Origin of the sequence: Sulfurimonas aquatica, from assembly GCF_017357825.1 — a bacterium.
In the GTDB taxonomy this organism is placed as follows: Bacteria; Campylobacterota; Campylobacteria; order Campylobacterales; family Sulfurimonadaceae; genus Sulfurimonas; species Sulfurimonas aquatica.
In genome coordinates this window covers 785,595-799,500 of record NZ_CP046072.1, presented here as the reverse complement: position 1 = coordinate 799,500, position 13,906 = coordinate 785,595, and the positions used below count along the sequence as shown (strand labels likewise).

Sequence of the window (13,906 nt, the reverse complement as noted above, 5' to 3'; positions counted from 1 at the left end):
AGAACTTTTGATTAAAATCTCTGTCCCATAGTAAACTCAAAACTAGATGGTTTGTCACCAGTTTGAACATTTAGAGGATTGGCAAACATTAATTGAATTGGTCCAACAGGGGAGAACCACTCTAAACCAAGTCCATACCCCCCACGTGATATCTCATTTATTGACTCATCGCCTATAAAACCCCAGTCCAAAAATGATACAAGACGCATTTTAGCCTTAGGGATTAGTGGAATACTAAGCTCAAGTGAGTTAGAAAAAGTTTTCTCTCCCCCAAGTCTTCTTATGCCATCAAAGGCATTAGCATCTGCAATAGATGGAGAGAGTGAATAGGACTCATATCCTCTAACACTACCTATACCACCCATATAAAACTTTTCCGCTAATGGTATATAACCATTATTCATAACCATACTTAGTCTTGCTTTATATCTAAGGATAGCATCAAAATCTATCCACTCCTTTAGTCCCAAATATTTACCAAAACTAGTTCTTGATTTTAAATAGTTTGCATCTGCACCAAGTCCAGTCTTCTCGAAACTTTGAGACAAATCAAAACCCACACGAGGTAGATAATAATCATCTGTATTATCCCATTTAGCACTTACTGTTACACCACTTTTAGAGTAATCTTCAAAATAAAATGTATCTGTAACACTCAAATCGATAGTGTCATCAAAATCATAAGAGTTACTAGAGAACCCATATCCTAAATACCCAGAGACAAAACGGGAGAACCTATGACCAACACCAACACTCACCCCATCACTAAATACTGAGTAATCATTATACGTATATGCCGAGTGAAAGATAGAGAAGTTACCACTAAAGTCACTATCATTGAGTCTGTTGTTAGAGATATTAAAAGAGTAACTCTGTGTTGTTTGTGATCTCTCTGCTTTTACCCCAACATTTATACCACTTCCCCAAATATTTCTGTCATTAACAGCTAAACTAAAAAGAAGTCCACCATAAGATCCATATCCACCACCAATTTGAATATTACCAGTTGGTGCCTCTTTTACTTTTACTACTAAGTCCATAGTTTGATTATCTATACGTTTCTCTTCTATAGTGTTGCCTTCAAAGAAACCTAAACGCCCAAGAGAGTTTCTCGAATCTTTTAAGTCAGTCAAAGAGTACATGTCCCCCGGTCCAAGATAAAGTTCACGACGTATTATTCTATCTAGTGTTCTATTATTTCCAGAGATAACTACATTACGTATTTTTACTTTATCACCCGGTGTTATTTTAAAAACTACTTCTACTGTTTTATTATCTTTATTTTTTTTCAAATCAGGTACTACTTGAACAAAAGCGTAGCTCTTATCTGCGATAGCTGTTTTTATCTTTTCAGCATCAGAGCGAAATTTTTTAATATTAAAAACTTCACCCTCTTCTAGTGATATTATCTCTCTAATCTTCTCTTCATCCATCACATTTTCAGACTGAAAAATAGCAATTTTTTCTATAGAATAGACTTCACCCTCTTCTATTTTGTAACTCATATCTGCAGTATAATGATTAAAATTTACTCTAACAAATGGCTCTTGAACTTTTGCATCAAGATATCCATACTGCATATAAAGATCACGAATTCTTAGGTTGTCATATTCCAAATCTCTAAGAGACATCTTTCCATCATTTTGTCCCCAAAACCAACCCATAAAGTCATGCTCTTTATTTGCGATTACAGTATCAAACTTGTCACTATCTATACCATTTACACCACTATATTTAAGTTTTTCTATAATTACTTCTTCGCCTTCATTAACCAAGAATATAACTTTAACACTACCATTTTCAAGATACTCTGTTTCTATCTCAACAACACTATCTATCTTTCCCTCTTGCGAAATAGCCTCAATAATGCGCTTTTTTGCAGCCTCTAAAGTCTTTTCATTATAAAGAGCACCTTTTTTTATCTGAATAACAGCATCTTTTGCCTCTTCATCAGTATCTTTCCATCCCTTAAGCTCAATCTTAGAGATAATAGCTTTTTCGACAAAGAAAAATGTTAAGTTTCCCTCTTCAAACTCAACCCATATATCATTAAAGTAACCCTGTTTAAAGTACTTCTTTACAGCCTCATCCAGCATCTCTAAAGTAATGTCGTCACCCTTGTCAAAGCTAAGCATTCTTAGCGCGACTGACTCTGACAACTGAACCATTCCCTTGTATTTAATAGTCTTGACAACTTCTGCAGATATATTTGATGTAAAAAAGAGGAGGAGCAAAAAAGGTAAAAGTATTTTCATTAAAATTCCATGTTTAAAATAAGAGATGATTTTACCTCTAATGAGGTTAATAATAAGTGAAAGTAAGCTTAAATTTCTATATTTTGAATGTAAAAAAGATAAAATATTAAAAAAATTTAATCTTTATTTAACACAGTTATACTAAGATATTAACCTAAACTTTATAGATCAGGAATCTAGAATGAATTTTCAAAACTTATCCATCAGTAAAAAAGTCCATATACCCTTAATTGCTTCAATGATAATGGGTTTCATGATAATCATCGTTAATTATTTGTATTCAAACGCAGATATGATTGATGAGATATACAATAGCGAAGAGAAATCTTTAAGATCTTTTTATGAAGATGCGATTAAATCAAAAGAGAATATTGGTCTCACAAACGCCATAAATATATCTAACAACTATAATGTTGTAAAAGCTTTAGAAACAAAAGATAGAGAGATTGCTATAAATGGTTTAAAAACTGTTTCAAAAGATTTTAAAGAGTATACAAATTATAAAAATATAAAAATTCATATACATGATGAAAATGTTCATAGTTTCTTAAGAGCATGGAAACCGAAAAAATTTGGAGATGATTTAAGCTCTTTTAGAAAAACTATTGTTAGTATTAAGGAGGATAAAAAGCCAATTGTCGCTATCGAGTTAGGTCGCGCCGGTTTAGTTTTAAGAGGATTGGCACCAATCATTCAAGATAATAAGTACTTGGGTTCAGTAGAGTTTATGCAGGGATTAAACTCAATTGTTAAAGATGCTAAAAAGAACTACGGATACGACTTAGTAATAGTTATGGATGATAACTATTTATCTACTGCAACATCTCTAAAAGATGCAGCAAACACCAATGGTTTCACTCTAGCAGTTAAAGAAGAGATTATCAATAAAGGCTTCTTTGATGATCTAATTAATGTAAATATAAGAGATACGGAGAATTATCAGATTACAGATGAATATTTTGTAATATCTGAGCCAATTTATGACTTCTCTAATGAACTTGTTGGATATGCAGTAGCTGGAAAGAGTATCTCTAAAGTAGAATCACTTATACAAAAGTCTCAGAACTCTTCCCTCAGACAAATACTTATCATCATAGTTATAGATTTAATCATACTATTCTTAATCATGTATATTATTAAAAGAACAGTTACAAATCCTATTGAAGAGCTTGATAGAGTTACAAAAGAACTCTCTCAAGGAGATGCTAACTTAGCAGTAAGGCTACCAGTAAATACAAATGATGAACTAGGTCAAGCAAGTGCTAGTTTTAATACTTTTTTAAATAAAGTTGAACAGTTATCTATAGAGCAACAAGAACAAGCGGTCATAGCTGAAAGATCCGCTCAAGAAGCAACTGAAAATATGAACAAAAACATGCTAACCCTTACTCTCTCCAATAGTATGATAGCCGGTTCAATTGACAACTCTAACAACCTACGTAATAGTTTAAAAAATAATGTCGATAAAATAACTCAAATCAATAAGTTAAATCAACTCACTGGTGAGACTGTACAAACTGTTTCCCTCTCGACTGATGAAATTATAAGTACTATTTCTGAAATATCTCAAATGATAGCAGACTCTAGAATATCTTCTGAACAGCTCTCTTCTAACGTTGAAGAGATATACAGTGTAATATCTTTAATCAAAGATATCTCTGATCAAACCAACTTACTTGCGCTTAACGCTGCTATTGAAGCAGCTCGTGCAGGTGAGCATGGCCGTGGCTTTGCCGTTGTTGCTGATGAAGTAAGAAAACTAGCTGAGAGAACTCAAAAAGCTACTAGTGAAGTTGAAGCAAATATTAGTGTACTAAAGCAAAACTCAATGAGTATGGCTGAAAATAGTGAAAAAATAGAGCAATACACTCTCTCTTCACAAGAAAAACTTGATGATTTCAAAAGTGGTTTCTTTGAAATGGTTACAAATATAGAGACGTTAAAAGATGATAGTTCATCTATAGGTCATGAACTCTTTACAAACATGGTTAAACTAGAGCATATGATATACAAGAACAATACTTACTCAAGTGCATTTGTTGGTAAGCCAAATAGTAGTGTGGAAGAGCATAATAACTGTAGCCTTGTGAATTGGTGTTCCGCTGATGATATCAAGTCAAGATTTAGTAATAAGCAAGGCTTTAAAAATATTCAAGCACCGCATAAAAATCTTCATAGTAAAATTGAGACGATTATACAGATGCTTGAGGAGAGTGAGAGCCTTAAGTCTGATGAAATTATAGAACTATTTAAAAATATAGAAAATGATTCTATTGACCTATTTAGTGCTCTTGATGATTTATATAAATAATATTTCGTTAGCTTCTAAATACAAAAGCTTGAATGTTAACTAAAGATAGTATAATCGTAAAAATATTTATGAAAGATAGTATATGAACATAGCAATAGTAGGTCTTGGACTTATGGGTGGCTCGCTTGCACTTAGTCTTAGAGCAAAAGATTATATAAATAAAATAGTCGGTTACGACCACAATGAAGAACATAAAAAGACTGCCCTAGAACTTAATTTAGTAGATGAAATTGTAGAGTTTGAGCTTGTAAAAAAGTGTGATGTAATCTTCTTAGCTATACCAGTTAATGGCGTTATCGCCTCTTTGGAAAAACTCACTGATGTTTCTCAAGATGTCACTATCATAGACTTAGGGAGTACAAAAGAGAAGATTATATCTTCAGTACCTCCCATCATAAGAAAAAACTTTGTTGCAGCTCACCCAATGACAGGAACTGAAAACTTTGGTCCAACAGCGGCTATAGAAGGTCTTTATGAAGACAAGGTAGTCGTACTTTGTGATCTTGAAGATAGTGGAAAACATCAGTGTGAAACAGCCAAAAAAATCTTCACCTCTTTAAATATGCGTAAATCATTTATGCGAGGTGCTGAACACGATAGACATGCCGCGTTTATATCTCATATGCCCCATGCCATCTCTTACTCTATTGCCAACACTGTTATGAAACAAGAGAATAAACGTAATATTTTAGCTCTTGCCGCGGGTGGATTTCGTTCAATGAGTAGACTTGCTAAGAGTTCACCAAACATGTGGGAAGATATCTTTAGACAAAATAAAACTAACCTCATTGAGGCTATAGAACTTTTTGAAGATGAACTTACAGAACTTAAAGAAGCTATTTTAAGTGATGAGTGGGAGAAAGTCCACCAAGAGATGAAAGATGGAAATAAACTCCACGATATCTTAGACTAAGAGAGACTCTTCTCTTCACTTTCAAAATTCCCTCTAATTTTAGAATAAATTAAATGCAGACCAACGGTAATCAATCCAACTACAAGACCAACAATCAATTCGCCAAGTATAGATGGAATTCCATGAAGTAAATCATGAATCTGATGCACGTTATGAACAAATATTCCACCTGCAACAAGAAGCATGGCAACCGTACCTACCACGGTTAGAACTTTTATCAACTTTGGTAACGTGCTTACTAAAAGTCTGCCTATTTTCTCAACTAATGCATTCTCTTCATTTGACATTGATATAAGCTTAAATCCAAAATCATCCATTCTTACAATAAGAGCTACAAGACCATAAACTCCGATAGTAGCAATAATAGAGACTACGCTTACAGCTATAATCTGTATAGATAGACTCTCTTCTAGAACAGTTCCGAGTGCCATTATAACAATCTCGATTGAGAGTATAAAATCAGTAATAACAGCTGACTTTATCTTCTTTTTTTCTAATGTAACGGCATCTCCTTTAATAGTTTTTTGATTAGTTACGTCTTTATCTTCACTCTTATGAAAAAAGTACTCTACTATCTTCTCAGTACCCTCATAAGCTAAATAAACGCCACCAATCATAAGTATAGGAATGATAAGCCAAGAAGCAAATGCACTTAGCAAAAATGCAATAGGCAGAATGATTAGTTTATTTTTAAAAGAGCCCTTTGTAATTTCCCACAAAACTGGTAGTTCTCTTGAAGATGCAAATCCCGATGCTTTTTGAGCGTTTACAGCTAAGTCATCGCTAAGCAGACCTACAGTCTTTTTAGTAGCGATCTTACTCATAGCAGCTGCATCATCCATAAGCATTGCTATGTCATCTAATATTACTAATATACCTGTAGCCATTTAAAATTCCTTAGGGCTTTATGCCACTATACTTTTAGAAAAACACTATTTTAAGATATAGAGTAACTTTTTATTATCTCTTTTACTTTTTTCTTATCTAGTGATTTTTTATCTTTTGAGTAGATATTATTCTCAAGTATATCCACTATCTCTTTTACGTCTGCGTTATCTTTATATGGGAGAAGTTTTATAAGGAGTAGCTTTTCATCTTGCAAGTCAATACTTTTTCCTCTCCTCTCTCCTTTTCTAGCTTTAAACAACATTCCAAGTACCCCTAAAGCTATGCCAACAACAAAAGCAAGGGCTATCCATAGTTTATCTATTGCTTTTGTTACAACCACCTCTTTAACTTCTTGATTAAGCTCAGAAGTAGTCTCATCGCGTTTAATTTTTACTTTACTCTCTTGGCTCGTCACTTCTCCACTTACTTTTATATCAATAGCCTTCGTTTGAATAGTCTCTATTTTTCCAGTTTTAATGCTAAAGTATTCAAGTTTAAAAGGTTCAATTGTAAAATCTCTATCACTTACAAACGCTAGCTTTTGAGTCAGTGAATTTCCTTTAACAACTATCTTCTCATCAAATACATTCACACCTTGCAAATAAGGTTTAAAACTCTTTATATCTTCAAGGTTTCCATTTCCATTTACATTGATAGTAAGGTTAACCGCTTCATTGGAATTTATCTCTGTTTTAGCAACGCTTACATTTATACTAAAGTCTCCAATAATATTTACACCATTAGGAAGAGGGTTTGCTGTGATACTTAACTCATTTGAGTAGTAACTTTTCCACTTCACTTGAGGAATAAGCGTTCCCCACTGGTTTGAGCCTACACGCGAAGCTATTTTTAGCTGTGCAGGTGGAATACTTAAGACTCCACTTCTTTGGGCCGCTAGTTTATAAACTACAGTTGTAGTAATATACTCTCCATCATCTGTGCGTTTAGGTTGAGATTCCTCTTTTGTCCAAAAACCTTTAAAATCCGGGGCAATAAACTTGCTATCAACAGCTTGCGCATTTCTCTTTTGCTTAAGAAGAAGTGTCAAAGTGAATGGCTCTCCAACATAAAGCTCTTTTTTTGAAGGCTCAAGTAAAAGAATAAAGTCAGCTCTCAGATCTTGTTTCATAGGTTCAACAACAACATTCACACTATTTGACTTCTCTATCTTGCCATCAATCTCAACCTCAACACCATCAATAGTACAACTCTTAAAAGGGGTAAAGCTATAACGCAGAGAGTAACTCTTTTGATAATCCCCATTTATAGATTGGATACTTGTTTGTGAACCTGTAGAGGTAATATCATTGCCACATATGCTATCAATGATAGGTTTTTTTATATCCTCTCCGCTAATTGTTAAAACATAAACAGCATCATCTCCAGCGGAGATAACTCTTGGTTCAACCTTTGCTGTTACCGTAGCGTAAATCGTAGTTGTTAAAAATATTATAAAAAGGGCTATTCTACCAAGGTTTTGCATCTTCATTCTCCTCTACTTTATTCTCTTGATTTAACATATACATATATGTATTTTGTTGCTTATTAAGCTGTTTGAGCCATTTGTTTTGTTCTTCATCGCTCATTTCATCACTCATATCTACTTGCTGTGGTTGTTGCTGAGTAGAATTTTCATCTTTTAGCTCTTCAGCCTTGTCTTCTTCTTTTTCTTTTTGAGACTTCTCTTGCTCTTTCTTCTCTTGCTCTTCTTTTTCTTGTTGTTCTTTATCTTTTTGCTCTTGGCTTTTTTTATCCTCTTTTTCTTTGCTATCTTTATCTTGTGAATCCTCGTTTTTCTCATCTGAGTTTTCATCTTTTTTTGACTCGTCATCTTTCTTGTCTTGTTTATCGTCTTTTTTATCTTTATCTTGCTTATCTTTATCTTCGTTCTCTTTATTCTCTTCTTCTTTCTTCTCTTGCTCTTTTATCGCTTTTTTTACAGCCTCAAGATTTTCTCGCGTTTGTTTATCTTCTTGTAGCTTTAAAGAGTTTTCATATGCCTCAACCGCTTTTTGCAAGTTCTCTTTTGTAGCTTCTTCTTTTACATAGCTATTGCCTATGTTAGAGAGTTTCTTAGCGTTTAGAGCTGCGTCTTCAAAAGCCGCCTTTTCATAACTCTCTCTAGCTTCTTTAAACTTACCTTGCTTATAAAGAGAGTTTCCTAGATTGTAACTACTCTGAGCACTATCGGTCTCTTTTGAATAACTCTCGTAAATCTCTGCGCTCTTAGTATACTCTTCATTACCATAAGCCTCTTTTGCCTCATCAAGTTGCACAAAATCTAAAACTCCCGCGTTTAACTCTACGGAGTTAGTTAAAAACATAACCGCCATAAACATCGCCGAGACGTTTTTTATCTCGCGTTTAGAAAATGAAGACGTGGCAATGAGTAAAATCAACAGAGCCAGAGCAAGTGGATAATAAAATAGAGGGATATATCTTGCAATCTCTTCAGACTTCAACTCTCTTTTTTCACTATGAGCGTCTATCTCTTCAAGCATCGCTTTTACGTCATCGTTTGAGTTTACGCTCTCTATATAAACGCCACCGCTCTTTGTTGCAAGGTCCGCAATATTCTCATTAAGTTTAGAGACTATTATATTTCCATTTTGTTTTATGAACTCTCCATTTTCCTGCTTTATGGGAGCGCCTTTGGTTGTTCCTACGCCTAAAACAAAAATGGCGATTTTATGCTCTTTAGCATATGCTATCTCGTGTGAGAAATCTTCACTATCTCCCCCATCGCTTAAGATAAGTAGATACTTTTTAGACTCTTTTTTCATGCTTCTATCAACCACTTCTAGCATTGAGAGAAAGTTAGTTCCCTTCTCGGTGATAGAGCTAGTGTTGAGTTGGCGAAGCAAAAAACTCACCGCCTTATGATCAAAACTTAAAGGAGAGACTAGGTAGGAGTTTTTCGCAAAGCCTATCACCCCTATTCTCTCGTTTGGCGCTAGCTTTAAAAGTTCTAGCGCTTTTTGTTTTGCAAGTTTTAATCTATTTGGATAGACGTCCGAAGCAAGCATCGAGTCAGAGATATCAAGCGCAATCATTATGTCAGCACTCTTTGCTTTTACCTCAACTTTGCCATCGTCTATCACAGGTCCTGCGAGCGCTATGACTATCAAAATACCCATAAGTAAAAAAAGATAATTTCTTCCTTTCATACTCAAACTGTTTGAGCCAACGCGAAGTTTATCCATAACTTCAGCGGAGAAAAAACTCGTCTCTTTTGCCTTTTGCGTTAGGAGTAGTCCAAACAAAATCAGAAGAGGAACTATCATATAGTATAAAAATTCAGGATGTAAAAAATTCATCAGTTCACTCCTCTTTTATTTCTAAGATACACATATGTCATTAAAAGTATAAATGCCACAAAAAGCGGATAAATATAGTAGTAGTTCATATAAGTAAAGGTCTCATTTTTAATCTCAACCTTTTCAAGCTCGTCTATCTTGTCATAAACCGCCTTGAGTTCATTAGCGCTTGAAGCGCCAAACGCCACTCCTCCAGTCTCTTTTGCTATTTTCATAAGTACGTTTCTATTATACTCATGAGGCATGCCAATACCTACGGGATAGACTTTCACACCCTCTTTTTTTGCCATGTCAAGAGCAACGTCTAAAGGTATTTTATCTACGCCCTGCGTTGAGAATCCATCGGTAAGTAAAATAGCCACTTTTGATTTTGATTCACTCATTTTTAAAAGGTTTACCCCTTGAGCTAGAGACTCATACAGAGCAGTATATTTTCCTGCCATTCCTATTTGGAGTTGTGAGACTATTCGTGAGAGAATATTCTCATCATAAGTTAAGGGAGATGCTATAAAAGAGTACTCTCCAAAAACTACCAGACCTATGTTATCTGTCACTCTCTTTTTTATAAAATCGCTCACTATCGCTTTTACAATGTCAAAACGGCTTATGCCAGGATTATTATCATCAAATCCTCTTGCTTGCATAGATTGCGACGCATCTATGATTATCGCCAGTTCATGCCCTTTTTTAGGTTCTAACTCATAAGCTTCATCTTTTACAGGGGACATTAACGCCACGACCATAAGAACTATTCCTAGCCACTTCAAAAGAAAGAGAAACTTTGAAGCGGAGATGGTAGAGTTCATAAACTGTGCTGCATGAGGGAAATAAAATGAGGGAAGTTTCATCTTACAAAAGAGTTCACAAAGTATAAACGCCACAAGCGCTAACGCCACATAAGGGTATTCAAAATAGAGACTGTTAAACATCTATCATTCCTGTATAGAGTTCTATTAAACGCACAGTCTCGTTATCAAAAGCGTTTACGCTTTTTTTATACTTATACTCCTCCAGCTTCTCTTGTAAATCGATATAAGTTTTTGTATGGCGTTGACTATCCTCTTTAAAGGTAGCCCCAAAAAGCGTAATCTCATAAGCCGCTTTTTTAGCGTCTTTAAAGTCTATCGCAAGTAAAAGCTTTTTATGCTCTTCTCTAATATTAAACTTGTTTCTATTTTTAAACCACTTCAGTATAAAAAACACAACTACAGATAAAACTATAGCTCCAGCTACTACCAGCACAATTAGGTAGTATAGAGAATACTCTTGTATCTCCATAAGAGGCTTTATGTCATGAATCTTAATCTCTAGGTTTTCCATGCTATCTACCTTCAAAGAGTCTACGTAGTAAAACGCCAACGCTGCTGTCTGTATATATTTTAGTAAATCTAATCTGATCTTTTCTTAGTCTTGAGTAGAGCTCTCTATCATGCGCATGAACTTTAGCGGCGTAACTTTTTACGCTGCTCTTGTTAAAGTCGCCTTCTAAAATAGAACCGCTCTCAGGATCGACTAAAGATGAAAAACCCATCTGAGGAGGCTTCTCTTCTAAATGATCACGAACTATTATGGCTACCACTTCATGCTTTTTAGCCAAAAGTCTAAAGTCCGGTATCTCAAAGAAATCACCTACAATGATGATAAGAGACTTGCGTTTAAGTCTTTTAAACAGAGAATCGGCGATAAATTTAAAATCTACTTTTTTATTTAAGGCGTCGAAGTTTAAAATCTCATCTACGCTCTTTTGTACCTGATGAAGTTTTTTACTTGGTTTTAGGTGTGATACCATCTCATCAGTATAAATATAGGAGCTTAGTAGGTCTCCATTTTTAAGAGTTGAAAAACTAAGTAGCGCCACTATCTCAGCTATAACATCTTGTTTAAACTTTTTAGAACCAAAGTGTACACTTCCATTTAATACAGATGCCACCACTACATTTAGTTCTCTCTCTTCACGAAAGATTTTAATGAAAGGCTTTTGCATCTTCGCCGTGATATTCCAGTCAATATGACGGATATCATCACCAGCCATATACTCACGAAGTTCTATAAAGTCATAACCCTCGCCTTGGAAGATGGAAGGGTTGTTCCCCACCATTTCAGAAAAGACTTGACGACGGGCCCTTACTAAGATTTTTTGTAGTTTACTCAAAACTCTGCACCTCTATGGAATTGCTACGGCTTCAAGTACTTTTTGAATAATTTCATCAGTTGTAACACCCTCAGCCTCTGCTTCATAAGTAAGCACTATACGGTGACGCATTAACTCTTTAGCTATATATGCAACGTCTACTGGCGTTACAAAATCCTTTCCACGCATAAACGCCATTGCCTTAACTGCTTTAAACATATCTATACTAACGCGAGGAGACGCTCCAAACTGAATAAACTCTGCGATATCTTCAAGTCCATACTCACTTGGATTTCTAGTCGCGTTTACAAGCTCTATCATATACTCTTCAACTTCAGAATCCACATGAATATCAGCGATAGCTTTTTTAATTTCCACAATATCTTCAGCGTTAAGCACTGCGTTTATAGTTTCATTTTTGCCACTAGAGATTCTACGAGCGATTTCCAACTCTTCATCTTTAGTGTTGTAATCAACTACGAGTTTTAACATAAATCTATCAAGTTGCGCTTCTGGAAGCTGATAAACTCCCTCTTGCTCCACCGGATTTTGCGTTGCCATTACAAAAAATGGAAGGGAGAGTTTAAATGTAGCGTCACCAAGCGTAACCTGTTTCTCCTGCATAACTTCAAGAAGAGCAGATTGAACCTTTGCTGGCGCGCGGTTAATTTCATCTGCGAGTAAAAGATTTGTAAAGATTGGACCTTTTTTGATTTTAAATTGATTGTTTTGAGGGTCATAAATCTCTGCGCCAAGGATGTCAGAAGGGAGTAAATCTGGTGTAAACTGAGCACGTTTAAAGTTAAGACCTAAAGCCTTTGATAGTGCGTTAACAGTTGTAGTTTTAGCAAGACCGGGAACGCCTTCTATAAGAATGTGTCCTTCGCACAATAGCGCGATTAAAAGAGAGTCTATCATCTTTTCTTGTCCAACAACTACCTTACTTACTTCATTTTTAACATTTTGTATTTTAGAAATCATTATATTTACAACCTTTGATTTAAAGTGTACGAAGTATATTCCTAAGAAGTAAATGATTTTTAAATATAAGAACTATAAATATTAGATATTTTTAATGACTTAACGTTCATTAAGTAACAAAAATCTTCTTTTCATACTATGGGATTATAAATTTTATAATTTAGGCTCTGTTATCTTGACATATATTACCTATTTGTCTATAATTTCGACCTCTTAACAATTAAGAGCAAATGTCTTGTTAGCTCAGCTGGTAGAGCACGTCACTTTTAATGATGTGGCCGATGGTTCGAATCCATCACAGGACACCATTTATTTTCTACAACTTAGTGGCCCCGTCGTCTAGCGGTTAGGATCCATGGTTTTCATCCATGTTACAGGAGTTCAATTCTCCTCGGGGTCACCACTTCAAATATTAATTTATCACCAAATATGAACCATATAAACTCACTAAACTTACTAATACTATTACTGTCATCTCTATCATATGACTATAGCTTCTAATTCTCTCATGGTGTTCTGTTATACTTTCAATTGTCTCATTCATTTTTAATCCTTCTGTCTGCTAACTAAGAGTTAGTTAATTTAATCTTTTGCAGAACTATATCCAGGATTAATGAGTAAATAGTGAGATAGAAGATATTAAATTTGTAAGTATCATTTAAAATATAGTGCTATAATCATTTCAAAGCTATTAGCTAACAATTATCTATTCTGAGTGAAAGGCTTTAACTAAATGTCAAAGGAATTACTATCATGAACACAGAACTAAAAACTAAACTAGACGAAGTTGTATTACTTATCAATAATCTTGCTATTGATCCTGATATTGATATTGAATACCATATACCTGAGATTGCAGTGACAGAAGGTACAAAAGATTCAGCCTCAGGAGACCCTTACATCTTAGTAAAGTATGTTGTAAGTGAGTATACTCAGCCAACTCGTAAAATAACTTTAGGGAGAACTTATCTTAAAGAGACACCTCAAAAGATAGCTGACTTAGTTACTTTTTCTATAGAACAGTTTAAAACTGAGATAGACTCTGTAGAGATGGGCTAAACCCAAGTCGTACTATTAGACCTAGGTGTATAACACCTAGGTCTATACAGA

12 protein-coding genes and 2 tRNA genes are annotated in these 13,906 nt (G+C 34.7%); 5 read left to right on the top strand and 9 right to left on the bottom strand.

Annotation, left to right across the window (positions count from 1 at the left end; translation table 11 throughout):
- Positions 1 to 11: 11 nt before the first annotated feature.
- Positions 12 to 2,255: an outer membrane protein assembly factor BamA gene (bamA, locus tag GJV85_RS03855; protein WP_207562556.1), complete on the bottom strand. Its 2,244-nt coding sequence runs from the start codon at positions 2,253 to 2,255 to the stop codon at positions 12 to 14.
- 181 nt (positions 2,256 to 2,436) lie between these two features.
- Here bamA and GJV85_RS03850 point away from each other — a divergent pair, with 181 nt between their 5' ends.
- Positions 2,437 to 4,566: a methyl-accepting chemotaxis protein gene (locus GJV85_RS03850; RefSeq protein ID WP_207562555.1), complete on the top strand. Its 2,130-nt coding sequence runs from the start codon at positions 2,437 to 2,439 to the stop codon at positions 4,564 to 4,566.
- A gap of 82 nt (positions 4,567 to 4,648) precedes the next feature.
- Positions 4,649 to 5,479 (top strand): prephenate dehydrogenase, encoded by an 831-nt coding sequence (locus GJV85_RS03845; protein ID WP_207562554.1) that lies wholly within the window; start codon positions 4,649 to 4,651, stop codon positions 5,477 to 5,479.
- Here GJV85_RS03845 and GJV85_RS03840 read toward each other — a convergent pair.
- Genes GJV85_RS03840 through GJV85_RS03810 form a run of 7 tightly spaced genes read right to left on the bottom strand, consistent with a single transcriptional unit; the run spans position 5,476 to position 12,796 of the window.
- The gene (locus tag GJV85_RS03840) at positions 5,476 to 6,366 is read right to left on the bottom strand and encodes a DUF808 domain-containing protein (RefSeq protein WP_207562553.1); all 891 of its coding nucleotides are present in this window, start codon (positions 6,364 to 6,366) and stop codon (positions 5,476 to 5,478) included. The genes GJV85_RS03845 and GJV85_RS03840 overlap by 4 nt on opposite strands.
- A gap of 50 nt (positions 6,367 to 6,416) precedes the next feature.
- Positions 6,417 to 7,850 (bottom strand): BatD family protein, encoded by a 1,434-nt coding sequence (locus tag GJV85_RS03835; protein WP_207562552.1) that lies wholly within the window; start codon positions 7,848 to 7,850, stop codon positions 6,417 to 6,419.
- Positions 7,834 to 9,684: a VWA domain-containing protein gene (locus tag GJV85_RS03830; RefSeq protein ID WP_207562551.1), complete on the bottom strand. Its 1,851-nt coding sequence runs from the start codon at positions 9,682 to 9,684 to the stop codon at positions 7,834 to 7,836. Before GJV85_RS03830 ends, GJV85_RS03835 begins: the two co-directional genes overlap by 17 nt.
- The gene (locus GJV85_RS03825) at positions 9,684 to 10,613 is read right to left on the bottom strand and encodes a VWA domain-containing protein (protein WP_207562550.1); all 930 of its coding nucleotides are present in this window, start codon (positions 10,611 to 10,613) and stop codon (positions 9,684 to 9,686) included. The genes GJV85_RS03830 and GJV85_RS03825 overlap by 1 nt, the downstream gene beginning before the upstream one ends.
- On the bottom strand, positions 10,606 to 11,004 hold the full coding sequence (locus tag GJV85_RS03820) for a hypothetical protein (RefSeq protein ID WP_207562549.1): 399 nt from the start codon (positions 11,002 to 11,004) through the stop codon (positions 10,606 to 10,608). Before GJV85_RS03820 ends, GJV85_RS03825 begins: the two co-directional genes overlap by 8 nt.
- Before the next feature lies 1 nt (position 11,005).
- Entirely contained in the window at positions 11,006 to 11,836 is an 831-nt protein-coding gene (locus GJV85_RS03815) for a DUF58 domain-containing protein (protein ID WP_242689829.1), read from the bottom strand.
- A 12-nt stretch (positions 11,837 to 11,848) separates the two neighbouring features.
- Positions 11,849 to 12,796, bottom strand: a complete 948-nt coding sequence (locus GJV85_RS03810) for an AAA family ATPase (RefSeq protein ID WP_207562548.1) — start codon at positions 12,794 to 12,796, stop codon at positions 11,849 to 11,851.
- A 232-nt stretch (positions 12,797 to 13,028) separates the two neighbouring features.
- On the opposite strand from GJV85_RS03810, the gene GJV85_RS03805 reads away from it, so the two are divergent.
- A tRNA-Lys gene (locus tag GJV85_RS03805) sits at positions 13,029 to 13,104 on the top strand.
- A 20-nt stretch (positions 13,105 to 13,124) separates the two neighbouring features.
- A tRNA-Glu gene (locus GJV85_RS03800) sits at positions 13,125 to 13,199 on the top strand.
- A 9-nt stretch (positions 13,200 to 13,208) separates the two neighbouring features.
- Here the strand turns inward: GJV85_RS03800 and GJV85_RS13765 are convergent.
- The gene (locus tag GJV85_RS13765; protein ID WP_255550568.1) at positions 13,209 to 13,340 is read right to left on the bottom strand and encodes a hypothetical protein; all 132 of its coding nucleotides are present in this window, start codon (positions 13,338 to 13,340) and stop codon (positions 13,209 to 13,211) included.
- Positions 13,341 to 13,549: 209 nt separating this feature from the next.
- Here GJV85_RS13765 and GJV85_RS03795 point away from each other — a divergent pair, with 209 nt between their 5' ends.
- Positions 13,550 to 13,855 (top strand): hypothetical protein, encoded by a 306-nt coding sequence (locus GJV85_RS03795; protein WP_207562547.1) that lies wholly within the window; start codon positions 13,550 to 13,552, stop codon positions 13,853 to 13,855.
- The last annotated feature ends 51 nt before the right edge of the window (positions 13,856 to 13,906 follow it).